Source organism: Neobacillus massiliamazoniensis, from assembly GCF_001048695.1.
GTDB classification, from domain to species: Bacteria; Bacillota; Bacilli; order Bacillales; family Cytobacillaceae; genus Neobacillus; species Neobacillus massiliamazoniensis.
In genome coordinates, this window is the sequence record NZ_CVRB01000002.1 from 218,650 (window position 1) to 238,313 (window position 19,664).

Sequence of the window (19,664 nt, forward strand, 5' to 3'; positions counted from 1 at the left end):
ACATAACGAACAAATTTGTTCTTAATAAATTACATTGTTTTAAAAAAATCCCTTAATAATGCTTCAGATTCATCAAATGTTAGCCACAGTTTTTTTCTTCCTCTTCATAGGAATTTCTATTTTCGAAAGGTGTGTGAACAATGTGTGACAATCAACATATACTCCAATAAATGATGGTAGAATGAACAGCAGTATATAACAATATAACGGAGTTGAATATAGTGACTAGAAAGATCTCAATTTTCGCTTCTCTGTTGTTTTTTCTATTCTGTACAAATGTTTTTGCCCATTCTTATATAAATTCTTCTTCTCCTAGTAAAATCATTAATAAAACTGATCCAATAACTTCAAATAGTAATCAAACCATTGCACTAACAACAAAGAAGAAAGCTGATTTCCCTCCTTTTAAAGCATTTGTTGTGCCTGGAGCGGCGGTGTTATTCATTATTGGTCTTGCAGGCTATTGGTTCGTTTATCGAAGAAGATATAGGTAAAATTTCAATCTTGGAATCAATAGCTCCTTCGGTTGGCCATATTCTTACAATCGTTAATTCGTTTTTATCCAATCGTCAGCATAATCCCAATGGTTCGAAGAATGACTCCTTTTGAGTCAATATACCACCTTGTCACAGCCTATTTTTTAACACTGGTCTGGCCCTCAGTACAACAGATGCCTTCTGCTCCGCATCATGTAAATAAGGATAATAAAACGAATGGTCGGGATGCTCTTTGATTTGTTGTTTATAATAGGCTGCAACTTTTTTAAAATAATAGGGCTCCACATCCTTCGCTAGAATGAACTTCCCTCCATCCCAGCGATATACTTCCACGGTATATGCTTCCCCTTTATCATGAAACCATAAAGCAATTTCTGCTTTTCCGTCTCTGCCACTTAATCCTGGCATATCTTCGACTTCAATTTTGCTAAAGATAAAATCACCATTAAGTTTTTCCTCAATCAGTCCTGGAATTGTCCACTCGTAAATCGACAATTGGGACCAAATTGAAGCAACCTTCCATCCTACCACAATACTTACCTTGTTCTGGCTTTTAATATGGGCAGTTCCAAGATAACTTACTTGATATCCAGGCCCATTTAATATAGAAATGATTCGCAAGTGCCCATAATACTCTTTTAGAGTGAATAGCTGCAGCTGTTGATTTGTACGCATTATGCCGATTGCTTCCAATTTGCCGTCTCCATCTAGATCAACAAAATGGAGAAGAGCTTGTTTAGGATTGGTATCCGTATACAACAATTCTGAACCATAAGGGAGGAAGGATAACACCCATTCTCGCTCTCTATCTAACATCATGGCTCCCCCAGTTTACTTTTTCATATGTATATGAAAAAGTAATGATAATGGCGATTTAAAAACTTGTACAATTCGCACATAAAAAGAGACAAAATAAGACCGAAGCCTAGTTTTGTCTCTTTTTTATTACTTTATTTTAGAATGGTTCTTTAATATTGTACTTGCGTAGAATGGTTTCTATTTTCATTCCCGTTGCAATATTCCCTTTTGCTTTAACCTTTCCAGTCATTAGCGCCATGGTTCCGCTTAGTTTACATAATACAAATTTTTTGAAAGTATCGTATGACAATTGCATCGAAACATCAGGAATGGTTTCTACCCCTTCCTTAATGGTTAATTTACCATCCTTAAAAAAATGCTGATAGATCCCTGTGTCTTCACCGTGAACCTCATATTGAACAACTGCGTTAAAGCCTCGAATTGGCTCAGGATGCTCATTGAATATTTCTTCGATTTTTGTCATCAGTTCAGCTAAAGAATATTCGGCGATTGCTTTTGCCATGTGGATAACCCCTCCTTTGTTTATGGAAAACCAAAGCATTTCTTATAGTTCAATGATACTAATACGTATCAGTATCAATCCAATGAAAGTTTTTTGAACTTTTCGACCATTTTTTTAAAAGGCTGTGTTAAAGGTCATTGTTGATTTTTGAACTATGTTGATTGGAGCGGAAGGCGCGAGACTCCTGCGGGAGTACGGGGCAGGGGAGACCCCACAGGTGCTTAAGCGCCGAGGAGGCTCCCCGGAACGCCCGCGGAAAGCGAAGCGCCTGGAGCGCAAATCAACAGGCAAGATTAACACAGCCTTTTAAAAAAGCATTCACTAATTGGTTAGATTAACAAATGCTCCGATGGCTGCTTTTTTCATGAAAAATTAATGACCAATATCGTTAGCGGTTGGAATCAGTTCTTTCCAATCATTAAAGGAAATGACCGTATCCCAGTGACCGGTAATTTTAGCTATACTAACTACTACAATAAACAGGACAAAAAATGATACCGGTATAAACCATTTATTTACCTTCTTATGTATAACGGTCATATTCAATGTATCTTTAATAGGGCAGGCCTCCACACATGACATGCAAGCAGTACAGTCCGGTGTTGCGACTACCTCTTTTTCATGAACCTTAATTCTTTGCGGACAGGCCTTTGTACACATTTCACAGTTCGTACATGTAGCTTCATTGCGATGAACCTTTGTAATTCTAAAGATAGAACCTAATCCAATCAGTGCTCCATAGGGGCATAGGAAACGGCACCAGAAGTTTTTAAAGAATAATGATAAGACAAACAAAACGAGAATAACCTTTAATGTGAAGCCGCCAAAGTTCAAAAAGAAGAGCAGCATTTTAACATCAGCGATTTTATTATAAGGCTCATTTAGGAAATCCTTTGCCATAAATGTTGGCATATCAATCACAATTATTTTTATAAAGAATAATAGCAGCAAATATTTTAATGGTGTCAGGCACCAAACTAGCCAGCGGGGTATTTCAAAATTCTTTTTGAAGATCTTTTTCCCAAGCATCCCCGTCCACTCACTGACCGTTCCAACCGGGCATATCCAACCGCAAAATGATTTACGAAAGATAATTCCTGAACCGACAAAAAAAGTAAATAACACGAGGCCAGCTGGATGGATTTGATCGAAAGAGCCGCTTGTCAGCCATACCTTCAAAGCGACCAAGGCACTGATTGGCAAAAATCCTTCCACCGCAGACGGGCGTTCAACGAAAGGTGTTTTCCCCGCTGTTTCAAAATATTGATAAAATTGATAAAAGCGAAAGCCAACATATAACAAAAACAATAAAAATACTGCCTGAACCATAAATCGTGTGATTTGCACTGGCTTTCGTTTCAGCTGCTTCACATACCAGTTTTTTGACTTCATCACGATTTCCCCCTTTTTTTACTTTAACTATAAAGAACATACAAAATAGGAAATGTGATGTAAATCATTACCACGAGCATTTTCATTAAGTTGTCACAACCTCTTTCGCAATACGGACAAAATATTTTTTATTATATCAATATAGTCTTTCTATTGAATTAAAAAAGAAAAAGAGGCTTGCAAAACTATTAAAATAGAATATAATTTCTTTATTGAAATTGCTTCAGACTTTTTAAGAAATATAAAAATTAATGACGAGAAGAGTAGCGTATGATGGTACGTTGATCGAAACCCGCAAGATACGCGATTATGCTCGTCCCTTCTATTGGGACGGGCTTTTTATTTTTCAGATAAAAGGAGAAAGTCTAGTGAAAAAGAAAGACATATTTTTTGTCGGATTAATGCTATTTTCCATGTTTTTTGGAGCGGGCAACTTAATTTTCCCACCATTTTTAGGTATGGGTGCAGGGACATCCTTTTGGCCGGCGATTATTGGATTTATTATCACAGCAGTAGGCCTGCCACTTGTCGTCCTTACGGCAATTGCGCTTATAAATGATAGTGCAAACGCGCTTGGAAATCGCGTCCACCCATGGTTTGGAACTATTTTTACCGTTGCAATCTACTTATCAATTGGACCTTTCTTTGGAATTCCGAGGAACGCAAACGTTGCGTTTGAAATGGGCTTCAAATCTTTTGTAGGAAACGTTCCATCCCACCATTCAGCCCTTTTACTAGGTTTTACGGCTGTATTCTTTTTCATTGCCTATCTATTTAGCCTAAATCCATCAAAAATGGTAAGTTATTCAGGACGTTTTATTACACCCACTTTACTACTATCGATTGGTGTCCTTTGTGTCATAGGGTTCCTAAATTTAGATAAACCAATAAAAGCACCCGATGTAAACTATCACACGGCTGCCTTATTTAAAGGCTTACTCGATGGATATTCAACAATGGATGCTCTTGGTTCGCTTGCGTTCGGTATTGTTATAATAACGACCATTCAGCAAAAAGGCGTCAATGATCAAAAACAGTTAACGAAATTCACCATAAAAGCAGGTTTAGTGGCAGGTGCTGCCCTAACTCTTGTCTATATTGCTATTGGCTACCTAGGTGCCAAAATGTCTGCATACGGTACCTTCGATAACGGGACGGCTGTTTTATCAAATGCTGCCACTATTCTGTTTGGTAATGGTGGAAAAATGTTGTTAGGAGCGATCTTTACATTAGCATGTTTTACGGCATGTGTCGGAATTACGATTTCATGTGGAGTATTTTTCTCAAAAATATTTCCAAAGCTTAGTTACCGCCTTGTTGTCACGATTATTATGCTTGCGAGTTTCTTTATTGCCAATCTTGGTTTGAACCAAATTATTGCTTTCTCTGTACCAATTCTTGATATGGCCTACCCTTTAACGATTGTGCTTGTGACCCTTTCCTTCTTGCACCGTTTCTTTGGCGGTTCGCAAAAGGTGTATGCCGGAGCTATGCTACTAACCGGTATTGTAAGCTTGTTTGACGGTCTAAAAATGTTTGGTCTAGACTGGGCTTTTCTAGATTCAATTACGGAGAAACTTCCACTAGCATCGGTTGGGTTCGACTGGATCGTTCCTGCCGTGATCGGAGGTTTGGCCGGATTTATCTTAGAGAAATTCGGAAAGCCATCAACCCCAAAAGAAATTAAAATGGAAAAAATTTCATAAATAAAGAAGGTCAGGAATTCCTGACCTTCTTCTCATTTGGTGAGCGTTATGCTTGTCGGGGCTGCCCAAGGCACTTCCGCTTTTCTATTCCCCATCAAACACAATGTTATTTTGTTTTCTCGCTTCTTCGGTAATTCCAAGAACAATTTTGCTCCAATTTCTTAAAATCTCGTATTCTTTGTCATCTTTTATCCCAATGATTTTTGCCATGTTAATACACTCATAAACCATGTCTTTTTCTTCCTGCTTACCACTTAAGACTTGGCTTTTTTGAGTATGGCTATCATAGAATTTAATTTCAGAGATGGGTGCTGCATCTGCAAGAACAAAGGTCCCCATTTCGCCATGTATCTCACATGGGATCACCGAATGGGCTACTTTTGAGCAAATAATAGTACACACGAATCCATCATACTCTAATACGAGGGTCCCGCTGCCATCTACTCCGGTCCGTAATATGACAGGATGGTAGGCTACTTTTTTCGGAGCACCAAACAACCCTACCGCTAAATAGATGGGATATACACCTAAATCTACAATTGTTCCCCCTGAAAAATGAGGAGAGAAAATATTCGGTTCTTCTCCAGCCAAAAATTTATCATATCGAGATGAATATTGTATGTACGGCAATATCGCGCTTCTAAGCTTTCCTGCCATCGAGAGCTTTTCTTTTAATATTTGAAAGTTTGGAGTATGGATATTGCGAATCGCTTCAAATAAATAAACCCCATTCTCATCGGCAATCCGATATGCCTCCTCTAATTCGCGCAAATTTGAAAAAATCGGCTTTTCACAGATAACATGCTTTTTATTTTTCAAAAAAGTAAGTGCTTGTCCATAATGTAGAGAATTAGGTGAAGCGATATAGACTGCCTGAATGTCAGGACATTTTGCCATTTCATCTAAATCCGTAAAAAAATGGGAGGCATTATATATATCAGCAAGCTCTTTTGCTTGATCTTCTGTACGGGAATAGACTCCGACTAATTGAAATTGTTTGCTATACTGTGCTGCTTTAATAAAAGAATGCGTTATCCATCCGGTCCCGACTGTTGCAAAGTTAACCATTCGATGTTCTCCTCTCATTTGTAGCTTTCCTTAATATTGTAGCTTTTTTAAGCGGTGTTTACCAATTGCTAGTTTGTCGTAAGTCCGTTTATTTTCCACAATTGTCGTAACAAGCAAAAAATGAAGCCAGTAAACGCCTAAAAAATTCCATTCTACACTGTTTTTCCACGGAATAATCAGGTACAATGGAAAAATATCAGTATTTATGTTATGTATAAATAAGTAGATATGATGAAAGAGGTTGAATTGGGTGGAGAATCAAACATCAAATTTTATTAAAGATATCATGATCAAGGACTTAGAATCAGGAAAACACGATAAAATTGTTACACGTTTCCCTCCAGAGCCAAACGGATATTTGCATATTGGCCATGCCAAATCGATTATTATTAACTTTGGTCTAGCTGATGAATTTGGCGGAAAGACGAATTTACGATTTGATGATACAAATCCTTTAAAGGAAGATATCGAATTCGTTAATTCGATTAAAGAAGATGTGAAGTGGCTTGGCTTTGAATGGGACGATCTATTTTTTGCATCGAATTATTTTGAGGAAATGTATAACCGTGCCATCCTATTAATTAAAAAAGGACTTGCCTATGTCGATGACCTTTCGGCTGACGAGATCCGTGAATATCGCGGAACGCTAACAGAACCAGGAAAAGATAGTCCCTTCCGCAATCGTTCAATCGAGGAAAACCTCGAATTATTTGAGCAAATGAGGGCTGGAAAATTTGCAAACGGTGAAAAAGTGCTGCGGGCAAAAATCGATATGGCTTCCCCAAATATTAATTTGCGCGACCCCGTTATTTATCGAATTGCTCACGCAACACACCATAACACTGGCGATAAATGGTGCATTTATCCAATGTATGCCTTTGCCCACCCGCTTGAGGATGCCATAGAAGGGGTGACCCATTCTATTTGTACGGTTGAATTTGAAGACCAACGCCCGTTATATAATTGGATTGTGGAACAATGCGAGATGGTAAGCCAACCCCAGCAAATCGAATTTGGTCGCTTAAATATCACAAATACGGTGATGAGTAAGCGTAAGCTGAAACAGCTTGTGGAAGAAAGTTTCGTCGATGGCTGGGATGACCCACGGATGCCGACAATTTCCGGAATGAGAAGAAGGGGCTATACGCCTGAAGCAATCAGGGCTTTTGTCCGTGAAACTGGGGTTTCAAAAGGTTCCGGTGCGGTAGATTCGCAAATGCTTGAACACTTCGTCCGCGAGGATTTGAAATTAAAGGTTCCAAGAACAATGGGTGTCATTAATCCCTTAAAAGTTGTCATCACAAATTACCCTGAAGGCCAGATTGAATTGCTTGATGCCGAAATCAATCCGGAAAACCCTGAAATGGGCACACGGAAAATTCCTTTTTCCCGTGAAATATATATTGAGCAGGACGATTTTATGGAAGAACCACCGAAAAAATACTTCCGACTTTTCCCTGGCAATGAAGTCCGTCTAAAAAATGCTTATTTCATTAAATGTGAAGAAGTCATTAAAGATGCAGATGGTAACGTAGTAGAGCTTCGATGCACCTATGATCCAGAAACAAAAAGCGGCACAGGCTTTACCGGAAGAAAAGTAAAAGGAACGATTCACTGGGTTGAGGCTGCCCATGCAGTTCCAGCTGAATTCCATCTATACGAGCCGCTCATTTTAGATGAAACGGAAGATCAAAGTGATGAAGGAAAAACATTCCTAGATAACGTTAACCCTCATTCACTAGAAGTATTTCAAGGATTTGTCGAACCAAACATGAAAGAAAGCCGTCCGCATGACAAATTTCAATTCTTTAGACACGGTTACTTCAATGTCGATCCAAAACATACGACTGTTGATAAACTAGTCTTTAACAGAATTGTTTCCTTGAAAAGTTCCTTCAAATTATAAAGAACCAGGCATTCCTGGTTCTTTTTTTCTTGTCCGATATATACTTATCTTAAGTTTATGGATCACCTTTGGAGATATTTTTTTCTCCAGGAATAGAGGAGCAATGAAATACTTATCAACATTTGCAATGAAAATAAAGTGGCATCCCAAAATGGAAGAGAAGCCGGCCCATCTAAAAAACCAGGAAAAACTTTTTTTGAAGCAAACAATAACTGTGGGATATAAAAGCTGATAAAGATAAATAGAGTTAAAAATACCCCTATAAAATAAAAGATAGAATAGGAATACACCATTCTTTTTTCCTCGGCAAAAACGACCTCACCGGTTGTTGCTATTCGTAAAAAAGGAATCCACTTTCTCATTACCTGCTGAGCATTTTCCATCAAGTTATAGCAGCCCGATATATTTTCAATCACGTAATACAAATCGGTTTTCATATAGACGCCGCATTGATAGACCATACGAATGAAAGTATCAAGAACTACCACATGCATAATACTCAAAAAAATCCCTGACCCGTTTGCAAAAATCAACTGACTAAATAACGCTAGAAAAAGGATTACTGTATCAAAACAAATCCCTGCTAAATAAAGGACATTTCGTTCCTTTGATGGTAGTTTCCAAACCGTTGACATATCTGTTTCAATAACAACAATGAATAAACGGTGTCCAATTTCCAACTTAGTCGGAAGATTTTTTGATCTCATGGCTATCACATGACCAAGTTCATGGATTAATACCAAAGCAGCTGTAATGAACATCCATGCCGGAATATTTAAAGCCATAACATTAAAGATAAAAATGTCCTTGTAATGTGGGAATAAAGTAGGATGAGAGATAAGTAGAAAAATATTTACGATAAAAAGTCCAATATAAACGATATAGGTAAACTTATTAAAAAAGAAGGTTCCCAACTGTGGTGGAATTTTCACAAAGCCTAAGCTCTCCTTCTTCTTTTCCTTACCCTCAACTTTGGCACCGTCAATTTCCTCAATCAATTGTAACTCTAAAAGCTGCTCCGCAAAATCAAGGAGGTCAACCTCTTCCTCTGGATACTTTCTCTTAAGATGCGTTTCAATTTCACCTAATAATTCTCCCTTAATCATCAAATTGATGGCATCAATACAAATCATCGGCATTTCATAGAACTCACCTGAGGTGTGATCCTCGACGATATAATTTTTTTTATCTTTACGAATTTCGATTGGGACTAACGAAAGACGTGAATGGAGTGAAAGATTCATTTTAACACCCTTAAAAATTTTTATAAAAGAAGGATGCCAAGCAAATACATGGCACCCTCTTGATACATAATTTGATTACAACCACGCACACCACCAACATGGACCTGTTGCCTTTATTTTTTTAAGCTTACGGATTTTCATGGATTCACCTCCTTTAATTGTAGTGGTTCAATGTTGTTTGATAATTTTTTATGAATTTCTACCCAAATAGGAAATATTTCTTGAAATAAATCTACTAATTCTGGATCAAATTGCGTATCCCTTCCATCTAGTATACGCTTATAGGCTTCTTCAACAGGTAATGCTGATCGATATGACCTCGTTGATGTCATCGCATCAAATGCATCTGCAATTGCTGCAATTCGCGCAAGATAGGGGATCTGTTCTTTTTTCAACTCATCAGGATAACCTTTCCCATCCCAACGTTCATGGTGAGAGCGAATCACATCAATACCATTTTGTAATCCCTCTACCTTTGAAACTGCCTCAGCCCCAACTGTAGTGTGTGATTTTATAATCTCATATTCTTCTTTTGTAAGTTTAGTAGGTTTCATTAGTATTTGATCTGGAATATGTACTTTACCGATATCATGAAGTAAGCAGGCATAATTAAAGGCTCTTAACTCATCAACCGTAAATTTCTTAGTTTCTTTTGCTAAAACATGGGCGTATGAGGCAACACGTTCACTATGCCCCTTTGTGTAAGGGTCTTTAAGCTCTAAGGTTGCAATTACACCTTTTACAATTCCTATAAGCTGATGGTCATAGGATGTTTTTACAGCTTTAACATATGCTTGGAAACGACTTAAAAGGATACATGCAAATACTGACAGAATAGCTATCAATAATAAACTTAATAATGCATTAGGAGCATGAATAATTAATCCAACCAGAAGATATTTCAGAGATAGTCCGACAATAACTACTCTTAAAAATGAAGTATTAACAAAAATTGGGGATAACAAAAGCCATAGGACTTCAACTATATTTCCACTTTTATACATTTCTGGTTTTCCAATATATGTGATAATATCGTTAAGAAAAGTTAAAAATGTATAACAAGTAAAATAAATATATTTTATTTGATAAGTTTTTTGTTTTTTGTATAAGTACCAGGCAAGCGGAATCAGAGCAAACATAACCAAATATATCCAAGTCCGTAGAATGTCGGGGGTATCATCTTTTAATGTTGGAATATATTTTGAAATAAAGGTATAGGAAAAGTCAAACCCAATATAAATAATGTAAAAAAGAACTAAAAACCATTTTACTGTTCTACCTTCTTCATTTATTATATTTGGGTCAATTATTTGTTTTTTCATATAGAGACCTCACGTTATATAAATCCCTTATTCTCACACTTCTATAAAAATTGAGTTTCTATATTGCACTTTTCTACATTATAAATCATTAATTTTATTAGAAGTATAAAAAATTTGAAGATTTATGTAAAATAATAGATTATTTTAGGTTTTTAGGAATTAATTTGAAATTCAATTAAAAGAAAGCTTTTGATTGTTGTAATGGCAGCAAAATTTCTACAGTAGTTCCTTTCTCTGAAATACTCTTGATATTGAGTACACCCTTATGATCTTTAATAATTTGATTTGATACCATTAAACCAAGCCCCGTTCCTTCCTTTTTAGTAGTAAAGAACGGCTCAACTAAATTGGGAATGTTTTCTTCGGGAATTCCGCACCCTTCATCTTCAATAGCAACGTACAGCTTTTGACCTAAAATAGTTTTCAGCTTAATTTTTATCCTTCCTCCTTCACTCATAGCTTCAATTGCATTTTTGATTAAATTAATAAACACTTGCTTCAACTGTTTTTCATCACAATAAATAGGTGGCAATGGTTCTTCAGTAATCGTTTCAATCGTTACACCCTTTCCTTGTGCCTGCTGTTGTGTAATAGATGTGGTATAGGCAATTATTTCTTCAATGTTAGATTTTTCAAATGTAATTACCCTCGGTTTTCCAAGATCCATCAAATCACTGACTATGGAATTAATACGGTCGACTTCTTCAATCATAATTGGATAAAAATCATTTGTATTTGGATAACTTTCCCTTTGCAGTTGTATAAATCCTTTTAATGAGGAAAGTGGATTGCGAATTTCATGACCAATTGCTGTAGACATTTGACCAATAACAGCAAGCTTTTCTTTTTGTAGCAATTCTTCATGCATATCGGTAAGTGTATTTATATAGGAAAAAAATCGATTTAAAATGGTGAATGCAATAGCTGAAATCGGAAGAAGGATAATCATTGGGTAAAGCACGACTTTATCATGTAAAATAAGCCCAATGAAAAAGTATTTCCCAATTATTCCAATTGTAACGGTCCAAAAGTATTTTTTACTAACAAAAACTGGTGAAAAAACTACGAACAAAATTTCAACAATGTTACCAGCTGAAAATGTCTTTGTCGAGCCTAAATAAATTATAAGATTATTAACCGTATCTAAAATTATATATCCAAAAAGGTATAAATATTTAACCGGATAGGGGTTATCTTTTTTTATTAAATAGAATGCAATTGGCAGTAGCCCCAATATCAAAACATAAAGCCAAAGGCCGAGACCTGTGTTTAAAATACCAATTGTCTCTTTTTTTGCATAAATAGGGATTAAAATGTCATAAAATAAATCAAATGAAATATAAAAGATGTAAAATAACCAAAGAAATAATTTAATAGCCTTTTTCTCTTCAAATACTAATTTAGGACTTTTTATCCCTTCATTCATTTTCGAAACGCTCCGTTCCAGACTTATCAATAAAATTTCTGAAAACTATAATTAATTGTTATCTCTTCCTATTGTACCATCTTTTACTAATAAAATTGATATTTTTTTAAAAAAAATCGATTGGAATCGACAAAAAGTCCTACAAATCGACAAAAAGAGCTTGCTTGAAGCAAGCCCTACCTACAAAAGTTCTATCTCCTATCCATTTTCTTCAAATCAATTGCTCTTAACCTTTAATTTACCTGCCTCTTTCAAATGATCCCCATCTATATTCAAATTAGAATGCTTTCGTCCATAACCGAAGTACACGAACAACCCTACAACAAGCCATACAGCGAAGGCAATCCATGTAACTTTAGGCAATTGGATAGCTAAGTAGCCGCAGAAGACAAAAGCAAGAATTGGTATATACGGGACAAATGGAACACGGAATCCCGTCTTTGGTACCTGTTTGTTTTTACGTAGGTATAATATCCCTATCGCTACTGTCATGAAGGCAAATAATGTCCCAAGGTTGGTTAATTCGGCCAATTTGCCAAGAGGAATGAAACCGGAAAAGATAGAGACGAGTAAAGCCGTTATCCATGAATTAATCAATGGCGTTTGCTTCTTCTTATCAATTTTAGACAGAAACTTTGGTAATAAACCGTCACGGCTGATAGCATAGAAAAGCCTAGTTTGACCATAAATCATGACAAGTAATACCGTGGTTATCCCAATAATCGCGCCGAGCGAGATAAAACCAGCGACCCAATCCTGATGGATGTAGGTTAGGGCAAAGGCAACTGGGTTTTTCACATCAAGCTTTTGATAAGGCACAATCCCAGTTAAGATGGCTGAAACCGCAATATATAAAACCGTACAAACAAGAAGTGAAGCAATAATCCCTATTGGCATATTTTTTTGTGGGTTTCTTACTTCCTCAGCAGCAGTAGAAACGGCATCGAAGCCAATGTATGCAAAGAAGACAGTAGCTGCACCTGCTGTTACACCTGAGAATCCAAATGGCATAAATGGTGACCAGTTTACCGGTTTCACATACCAAACACCGACACCGATAAACAATAGAACAACTGCTAACTTAATAGTTACCATAATACTATTTAAGCGAGCTGACTTTTTTACGCCTTGTGTTAATAGAAAGGTAATTAAGAAGACGATTAAGATTGCCGGAACATCAACAAAAGTTCCGTGTGCCGGATCATAGGCACTCGTTATCGCTTTAGGAAAATGGATCCCAAACCCTGCTAACAACCCTTGAAAATATCCTGACCAGCCGCTGGCAACAGCAGATGAGGCAAACCCGTATTCAAGGATTAAATCCCACCCCAAAATCCATGCAAGTAATTCTCCAAATGTTGCATAGCTATACGTATAAGCACTTCCTGATACGGGAACAGTTGAGGCAAATTCTGCATAACATAGGGCTGCAAAAACGCAGGCTAAACCAGATAAGATAAAAGATATAATAAGCGCAGGTCCTGCATGTTCTGCCGCGGCTACTCCAGTTAACACGAATATCCCTGTTCCTATAATTGCTCCAATTCCAAGCATCGATAAATCAAATGCACCCAATTCTTTTTTTAGCGTAACATCTTTTTGGCCTGTTTCTTGGATTAGTTCCTGAATCGACTTTTTCCTAAATAGATTCATATCTACCTCTCCTTTTCTTATTGTCGAAATGTTCTGAATTTAAAAAATTTCTATACCGGTATAATATATCTTCATGGGCAAAAAAGCAATATATTTTGAAAAATAAAATTATTTGAAAATAATGCCAATAGAGGGTAACCCCATTTATAGGCTATAAATTTACTATTCCACAAAAAAATAGCTAACCCAGTCGATAAGACTAGGTTAGCTCCGCTAAATCATGCCATTACTATTTCTTTTTCCTTAAAAAAAGGATTTCTTTGGATTGGAACCCAGTATTCCGATTGTTCCAGTTGGCCTGCAAGAGAAAACAACAGGTCCTCTCTACCTCGTGCCGCCATAAATTGCACGCCAACCGGTAGCCCATCAGAGGAGAGATGAAAAGGAACCGTCATCGCAGGTTGCCCTGTTAAATTAGCAAGCTGCGTGAAGGGAGTTCTTTTTAAATTATTTTCAGCTACTTGCTCGACAATGCCTATCCTCTTTAAGAGGCCACCCATACCAAGCTTTCCAGTTACCTGCATCGCCGCTTTTTCAGATTGGCTAGGCTCAAGCTCGCCGATTTTCGGTGGAGGAAATGCCGTTGTCGGCGTTAAATAAAAATCATAGGTTTCATGAAAAATTTCCATAGAAATGGCGGCTTTATCCCATTCTCTTAAGCTTAAAGCAAATTCTTTGGCAGACGTGGCTTTCCCAACTAAATTCAAAATCCAAGTTGTCGGTTCTACATCATTCATTTTTACCTTACGTCCAATCATTTCCTCAATGGTCGTGATCCATGAGGAAACTTCACCAAAATACATTGTTAAGAAGCTCTTGGCTATTTTTTGACCGTCAACCGGAGCCTGAATCTCTACCACATTATGCCCCATCGATTCTAAAAGATTTACTGTTTTTAAGACAGCTTCCTTACATTCATGGTGAACTTCTGTTCCAAGCGGAGATTGAAAAGAAAAAGCAATTGTATATTTTTCATCTGATGAATTCTGTAGTTGCTGTAAGAATGAGCCTTGATAAGGCATAGCATGAAAAGCAGCGTATTTTTCAAAAATACTAATTTCATCAAGCATCGCTGCACTATCACGGACCGTCCTCGACAGAATATGGTCTATTGCGGCTCCCTGCCAAAGCCTAGCATAATTAGGACCGACCGGAGTTCTTCCCCTAGTTGGCTTTAGACCAAATAAGCCACAAAAAGCACCCGGTATGCGAATCGACCCTCCTCCGTCATTTGCCCCGGCAATCGGCACCATTCCACTGGCAACCGCTGCAGCAGCCCCGCCACTTGAGCCGCCCGGGGTATGGTTAAGATTCCAAGGATTTCTCGTTGGACCATAAAAGGCGGGCTCGGTAATCCCCATCAATGCAAATTCCGGGATGTTTGTCTGACCAACAAACAAGGCCCCCGTCTTCCTCACCTGCTTTACATATTCCGAATCCCTTTCCGCCCGATAACTCTGGAAAACCTTTGAGCCTGAAGTAATCTTTTCTCCTTGTATTTCTTGAGAAATGTCCTTTAAAAGCATCGGTACACTTGCGAAAGTTCCATTTAAATCTAACGTCTCTGCCTCTCTTTCCGCTTTTTCGTAAAATTTATTTATGACGGCATTAAGCTTTGGGTTATGCTCTTCAATTATAGAAATTGCTTCAGCGAGCAATTCTTTTGGCTGGATTTCTTTCTTTTTTACTAATTCCGCTAATCCAAGACCATCATAGCTTTTATAGTCAAAGCCCTCCATCAGGTTGCACCCTCTCCATCGATTTTTACATTATACTTCTCTTAAATATTCAAAATTCCTTTTAAAGGATTCCTCATTGTAATAATAAAAGTGGGAATGTTATTTATGTATGCGTTTTTGAAAGGAGAATCTGGATGGACAATGATCTAACGTTTAAGCAGGCCGTAAACGAAAAAAAAGCAGATAATCTTGAAAAAGGGGCAGCTTCAGGTCTTGCTTGGTGGCAGCTTTCGCTAATTGGGATTGGATCTGTGATTGGAGCAGGTTTCTTTTTAGGAACAGGATTATCCATAAAGACTGCAGGTCCAGCAATATTAATCAATTATCTACTCGTTGGGATAACTGCCTTTTTTGTCTTTAGTGCAATCTCCGAGATGACTGTTGCCGACCCGCAGCCAGGCTCATTTCGAACCTACGCCAAAAAAGCCTTTGGTAATTCAATGGGCTTTGTTTCCGGCTGGGTATATTGGACGGCGGGAATTTTTATTATGTCCAGCGAGGCGGTCGCTTTAGGAACTTTCACTAGATTCTGGTTCCCTCATATTCCTTTATGGATTTTCACGGCTGGTTACGTCGTTATTGCTTTTGGTATTAATCTTCTAGGGGTTAAAAATTTCGGGAAAATCGAATCGTTATTTGCCATAGTAAAATTATCAACCCTCGTCATTTTCATTTTTTTTGGTTTACTTATCTTATTTCATCTAATTTCTCCACAGTCCTTCACTTTTGATGTAAGAAGTTCTATAAGTCCTATGTTTCCTACAGGAATAAAAGGGATGTGGGCGGCTCTCATTTTCGTTTTTTTTACATTTGGAGGAATTGAGGTAATGGGGGTTGCCTCAACTGAATTAAAAAATCAAAATGAAATTCCTAAAGCTGGAATTGCGATGATTATTGCTCTTCTTGCAGTGTACGTCCTGTCTCTTTTTTTTATTCTTTATTTCGTACCCTGGACAAAAATTAATGAGTCGGAAAGTCCTTTTGTGACGGCATTAACCATTTTCCATATTCCATACCTTGATTCTATCTTAAATCTCATAATAATAAGTGCTGCTTTCTCAACTATGGTTGGGGCCCTATTTTCCGTAACCAATATTATGATTTCTTTGGCAGAAGACCGTGATGCTCCTAAAGCACTCGCGAAAAAAAATCAGCATGGGGTCCCGATCCAATCCTTATTTTTAACTGGAATTGCTCTAGCCGTTTCGCTTATTTTCTCGTTTTTTCTACCTGGAAAAATATATGAATACATTACAACGGCCGCAGGGGTCATGCTGATCTTAAACTGGATCATTATTCTATCTTCACAAATAAAATTACGTAAAAAGGAGCTTCCAGGAACCTTTAAAATGTTCGGGTCTCCCTTTACTTCCTTCTTGGGTATTGCTTTTATTCTTGTAACCGTTTTAGGCGGATTGATGACAGCAACACAAAGAATGGGTGTTTTTATCAGCGTTGGGCTAATAGGGGTCATTTTTTTAGCACATTGGCTGTTTGACAGAAAACTTGGGGTTAGCTCAAAAGGCTGAATCATTTGCTGATTCATCTTTTTACATTTTAAGGGACTTTCTTCAATATAAAAGTATCTACAACATTCCGTTCCTTATCAACAAATTTTGTAAACAAATGGAAGATGCATCAACCTATGTTTCACATTCTAAATCAGTTAGCCCAAAATAAAGCCAAATCTTTTCTGAAAAAATTATTGACATCTTACTATTTCTTGTATATAATTTATTATTGTGCTTTAGATTTGTAACTTGGAATCAACAAGATAATGCATCGAGAAAATTTGATGTAAGAATTTTTTCTGGCTTTCTACTAATGTTTTTCGGAAAGACTTATTCACACTGGATCGGCTTCGGAGCCGTAAGGATGTAAGAGAGGTAGGGCTTACATCGTTTAGGTTATAAAACCTTCAGGTGGAAAATTGAACCGCGGCAAATAGATTTTTCTATATAAATTTTTACATTGATCTAGATATTAATAACATATATTCGGGTTACCAATGATAATGAAATAAAGCAACTAGAAGGCAGAGGGATAATAGTTCCTCTGCCTTCGCCAATTTCATTACTATTTTTCCACTCCTATAACTTCCAAACAAACCGATCATAAGTCTATTTATTCCAATAAAAAGCGTGGCAGGACATTTACTCAATCACGATCGCTTGACTACCCATTTGCTCCCATGCTTGGATAAAATCAGCTCGATCTACTTTTCTATTTTTATAGCCATATGGGTCGTTAATATAGATGTATTGATCATCATATCCAGTGATTACCACACTATGTCCACTATAGGTAATCTCGACTTTTCCTTGTGGTGTATTCCACTCTTGTAAATCAGAGACGGGAGAAAACGTGGTCGTTGTGATAATCCAAACAGGGTGACCTTGACTGACTTGTTTTAATAGGTCAGTAAAGGGACTATTTGTTAAGTTCACGGCCCTATCTCCAACATATTGTTTAGCAAGGTCATAAATGGGTCCATTATATACGCTCAATCCTGGACCGTTTTCCATATCACCAACAAATCCAACATTGGGATTTCCATTAAGGCCGTCACTAAAATTTAAAGGGACTTTTGGAATTTTATCTGCTAACTCGTTCTTTGTTACCTTTATGCCATTATAGTTTAGCAACATTGTCAAACTAGTTACCTCACACCCGTTGTATAAATGGGGTTCGTCCATTTGGTTGATCAACGGGACATCCAATTGAAAACTTTCAGGAATGATGGGCTCTTTTTTTTGAAGAGCCGTATCTTTTACACTTAGGTCGTTTCCTTTCCTGCTTGGTAGAGCTTGTGCTTTACCGGAATTTGCTGCTAATGTATTGTCCCCAATCAAAACAGATATCAATAACATAATCATGATGAATAAGATTTTTTTCATAAACATCATATCAGTCCTTTGTTTAGCATTATTTATCTGTGATGATAATGGTCAATCCTTAACTTTGTATTAAAATTTTTCAACACTAAAAAAACCTTTAGCTATGCTAAAAGGTTTTGAGTGGTTTATTTTTTTTTCGTTTCAATTTTAGGAAAATTTGGTTAAGGACTTCGGCAAAAACAAGTCCAAATGCAATCGCACCTGAAAGCATAAGTACTTTCGCGGCAGATGCCACTGCTGAGTTATAATTATTTTCAACAAAATACCTCATGGCATTATAGGCAAGTCCTCCAGGTACTAAAGGGATGATTCCAGCAACGCTATAAATAATTACAGGGGTTTTATATATTTTCGCTAACACATGACTGAGGCTTCCAACAAAAAGGGTTGCCGCAAATGTTGCCGTTACCATATCTTTGCTGTAGCCCTCGATTAGATAATAAAGAATCCAGCCGCCCATACCAATAAGCCCACACTTTACTAGCGTTTGCTTTGGTGCATTGAAAATGATACCAAAGGCACTGGTGGCAATAAAACTGGTGATCAATTGTGCAAAAATATCCATCCTCCGCCACCTCCTTTATTACACAAATGGAAACACGATTGCAATTCCGGAACCGATAGCAAAAGCGGTAAGGAAAGCCTCTGCTCCCTTTGATAATCCTGAGACTAGATGTCCCGCCATCAAGTCCCTTACCGCATTCGTCACTAAAAGACCAGGTACCAAGCTCATCACCGATCCAATGATGATTTTATCTAACTGGTGGCCTAGTCCTATTTTGACAAATAAGAACGACAAGAACCCAATCAAAAATGATGCCAGGAACTCAGAAAAGAACCTAATGGGAACAAAACGATGAAAATAGACAAAGGCAAAATAACCGATTCCGCCGGAAATCATCGCCGGGATGAAATCATTCCAGCCCCCGTTAAACATAATCATAAAACAGCCGCTGGCCAATGATGCAGCAGCAACCTGAATCATGATGGGGAACGATAAATTCAAGGAATCAATCTCGTTCAATTGCTCTAAAGCTTCTTTAAGATTGACTTCACCACTACTAATTTTTCTTGAAATACTATTGACCAACGCAACCTTTTTCAAATCGGTTGAGCGCTCGGAGATTCGAATTAACCTCGTCTTGGCAGGCTCGGGCTCGTCTCCCTCTGCGGAAAAAATAATCCCTGTCGGTGTAACATAGCTATGCGTCTTTTCAATCCCAAACGCTGCGGCCATCCGCATCATCGTATCCTCTACCCGATACGTCTCCCCGCCGCTTTGAAGAATAATTTTACCAGCTAACAAGCAAACTTCCATAATTTCATAAATTTTCAATTCCTGCTTATCCATTGATATCTCTCCAGTTTATTACTCCATATGTTAACTAGTTTAAATCATAACAAAGGTCCTAGGCAATCAGCATATTGACTTAATGCTTTTAGAATAATGTTTTATTTTTGTAAAAGCATATTTTTCAAAAATTATCCCCTAG

The 19,664-nt window shown here is 37.4% G+C and carries 16 protein-coding genes; 4 read left to right on the forward strand and 12 right to left on the reverse strand.

Translation table 11 applies throughout. From position 1 onward, the window contains the following. Nucleotides 1–221: 221 nt before the first annotated feature. Nucleotides 222–494, forward strand: a complete 273-nt coding sequence (locus tag BN1082_RS09050; protein WP_090633551.1) for a hypothetical protein — start codon at nt 222–224, stop codon at nt 492–494. Between the two features lie 132 nt (nt 495–626). On the opposite strand, the gene BN1082_RS09055 is transcribed toward BN1082_RS09050, so the two are convergent. The 3 genes from BN1082_RS09055 to BN1082_RS09070 all read right to left on the reverse strand — a co-directional run bounded on the left by BN1082_RS09055 (nt 627) and on the right by BN1082_RS09070 (nt 3,210). Next, entirely contained in the window at nt 627–1,313 is a 687-nt protein-coding gene (locus tag BN1082_RS09055) for a hypothetical protein (RefSeq protein WP_090633553.1), read from the reverse strand. Between the two features lie 139 nt (nt 1,314–1,452). After that, on the reverse strand, nt 1,453–1,818 hold the full coding sequence (locus BN1082_RS09060; protein WP_176699718.1) for an SCP2 sterol-binding domain-containing protein: 366 nt from the start codon (nt 1,816–1,818) through the stop codon (nt 1,453–1,455). A 372-nt stretch (nt 1,819–2,190) separates the two neighbouring features. After that, a complete protein-coding gene (locus tag BN1082_RS09070; RefSeq protein WP_090633556.1) occupies nt 2,191–3,210 on the reverse strand; it encodes a 4Fe-4S binding protein in 1,020 nt (339 codons plus the stop codon). Between the two features lie 368 nt (nt 3,211–3,578). Between BN1082_RS09070 and brnQ the strand changes: the two genes are divergently transcribed. After that, the gene (gene brnQ, locus BN1082_RS09075) at nt 3,579–4,916 is read left to right on the forward strand and encodes a branched-chain amino acid transport system II carrier protein (RefSeq protein WP_090633558.1); all 1,338 of its coding nucleotides are present in this window, start codon (nt 3,579–3,581) and stop codon (nt 4,914–4,916) included. A gap of 84 nt (nt 4,917–5,000) precedes the next feature. Here brnQ and BN1082_RS09080 read toward each other — a convergent pair whose 3' ends face one another. After that, nucleotides 5,001–5,984 (reverse strand): Gfo/Idh/MocA family protein, encoded by a 984-nt coding sequence (locus BN1082_RS09080; RefSeq protein ID WP_090633560.1) that lies wholly within the window; start codon nt 5,982–5,984, stop codon nt 5,001–5,003. Nucleotides 5,985–6,234: 250 nt separating this feature from the next. Here BN1082_RS09080 and BN1082_RS09085 point away from each other — a divergent pair, with 250 nt between their 5' ends. Beyond that, nucleotides 6,235–7,890 (forward strand): glutamine--tRNA ligase/YqeY domain fusion protein, encoded by a 1,656-nt coding sequence (locus tag BN1082_RS09085; RefSeq protein ID WP_090633562.1) that lies wholly within the window; start codon nt 6,235–6,237, stop codon nt 7,888–7,890. Nucleotides 7,891–7,952: 62 nt separating this feature from the next. On the opposite strand, the gene BN1082_RS09090 is transcribed toward BN1082_RS09085, so the two are convergent. The 5 genes from BN1082_RS09090 to BN1082_RS09110 form a co-directional block, all read right to left on the reverse strand. Then, on the reverse strand, nt 7,953–9,134 hold the full coding sequence (locus tag BN1082_RS09090; protein WP_090633564.1) for a hypothetical protein: 1,182 nt from the start codon (nt 9,132–9,134) through the stop codon (nt 7,953–7,955). Nucleotides 9,135–9,271: 137 nt separating this feature from the next. Further along, complete coding sequence (locus BN1082_RS09095; RefSeq protein ID WP_090633566.1) at nt 9,272–10,456, reverse strand: HD-GYP domain-containing protein; 1,185 nt, start codon at nt 10,454–10,456, stop codon at nt 9,272–9,274. 175 nt (nt 10,457–10,631) lie between these two features. Next, nucleotides 10,632–11,882, reverse strand: coding sequence for an ATP-binding protein (locus tag BN1082_RS09100; protein ID WP_090633568.1), 1,251 nt, complete (start codon nt 11,880–11,882; stop codon nt 10,632–10,634). A gap of 216 nt (nt 11,883–12,098) precedes the next feature. Then, complete coding sequence (gene bcaP / locus BN1082_RS09105; RefSeq protein WP_090633569.1) at nt 12,099–13,535, reverse strand: branched-chain amino acid transporter BcaP; 1,437 nt, start codon at nt 13,533–13,535, stop codon at nt 12,099–12,101. A gap of 218 nt (nt 13,536–13,753) precedes the next feature. Next, the gene (locus tag BN1082_RS09110) at nt 13,754–15,274 is read right to left on the reverse strand and encodes an amidase family protein (protein ID WP_090633571.1); all 1,521 of its coding nucleotides are present in this window, start codon (nt 15,272–15,274) and stop codon (nt 13,754–13,756) included. A 134-nt stretch (nt 15,275–15,408) separates the two neighbouring features. Here BN1082_RS09110 and BN1082_RS09115 point away from each other — a divergent pair, with 134 nt between their 5' ends. Beyond that, on the forward strand, nt 15,409–16,803 hold the full coding sequence (locus BN1082_RS09115) for an amino acid permease (RefSeq protein ID WP_090633573.1): 1,395 nt from the start codon (nt 15,409–15,411) through the stop codon (nt 16,801–16,803). Nucleotides 16,804–17,427: 624 nt separating this feature from the next. Here BN1082_RS09115 and BN1082_RS09120 read toward each other — a convergent pair. The 3 genes from BN1082_RS09120 to BN1082_RS09130 all read right to left on the reverse strand — a co-directional run bounded on the left by BN1082_RS09120 (nt 17,428) and on the right by BN1082_RS09130 (nt 19,522). Further along, nucleotides 17,428–18,180, reverse strand: a complete 753-nt coding sequence (locus BN1082_RS09120) for a C39 family peptidase (protein ID WP_425412138.1) — start codon at nt 18,178–18,180, stop codon at nt 17,428–17,430. Between the two features lie 97 nt (nt 18,181–18,277). Further along, complete coding sequence (locus BN1082_RS09125) at nt 18,278–18,736, reverse strand: threonine/serine exporter family protein (RefSeq protein ID WP_090633577.1); 459 nt, start codon at nt 18,734–18,736, stop codon at nt 18,278–18,280. 18 nt (nt 18,737–18,754) lie between these two features. Beyond that, nucleotides 18,755–19,522, reverse strand: coding sequence for a threonine/serine exporter family protein (locus BN1082_RS09130; RefSeq protein WP_090633579.1), 768 nt, complete (start codon nt 19,520–19,522; stop codon nt 18,755–18,757). Nucleotides 19,523–19,664: the final 142 nt, after the last annotated feature.

Bases quoted from the DNA above. Each gene is read 5' to 3' on its own strand.
- BN1082_RS09055 (WP_090633553.1), bottom strand. From the start codon at position 1,313: ATGTTAGATAGAGAGCGAGAATGGGTGTTATCCTTCCTCCCTTATGGT.
- BN1082_RS09060 (WP_176699718.1), bottom strand. From the start codon at position 1,818: ATGGCAAAAGCAATCGCCGAATATTCTTTAGCTGAACTGATGACAAAA.
- BN1082_RS09070 (WP_090633556.1), bottom strand. From the start codon at position 3,210: ATGAAGTCAAAAAACTGGTATGTGAAGCAGCTGAAACGAAAGCCAGTG.
- BN1082_RS09080 (WP_090633560.1), bottom strand. From the start codon at position 5,984: ATGGTTAACTTTGCAACAGTCGGGACCGGATGGATAACGCATTCTTTT.
- BN1082_RS09090 (WP_090633564.1), bottom strand. From the start codon at position 9,134: ATGAATCTTTCACTCCATTCACGTCTTTCGTTAGTCCCAATCGAAATT.
- BN1082_RS09095 (WP_090633566.1), bottom strand. From the start codon at position 10,456: ATGAAAAAACAAATAATTGACCCAAATATAATAAATGAAGAAGGTAGA.
- BN1082_RS09100 (WP_090633568.1), bottom strand. From the start codon at position 11,882: ATGAATGAAGGGATAAAAAGTCCTAAATTAGTATTTGAAGAGAAAAAG.
- bcaP (WP_090633569.1), bottom strand. From the start codon at position 13,535: ATGAATCTATTTAGGAAAAAGTCGATTCAGGAACTAATCCAAGAAACA.
- BN1082_RS09110 (WP_090633571.1), bottom strand. From the start codon at position 15,274: ATGGAGGGCTTTGACTATAAAAGCTATGATGGTCTTGGATTAGCGGAA.
- BN1082_RS09115 (WP_090633573.1), top strand. From the start codon at position 15,409: ATGGACAATGATCTAACGTTTAAGCAGGCCGTAAACGAAAAAAAAGCA.
- BN1082_RS09120 (WP_425412138.1), bottom strand. From the start codon at position 18,180: ATGATGTTTATGAAAAAAATCTTATTCATCATGATTATGTTATTGATA.
- BN1082_RS09125 (WP_090633577.1), bottom strand. From the start codon at position 18,736: ATGGATATTTTTGCACAATTGATCACCAGTTTTATTGCCACCAGTGCC.
- BN1082_RS09130 (WP_090633579.1), bottom strand. From the start codon at position 19,522: ATGGATAAGCAGGAATTGAAAATTTATGAAATTATGGAAGTTTGCTTG.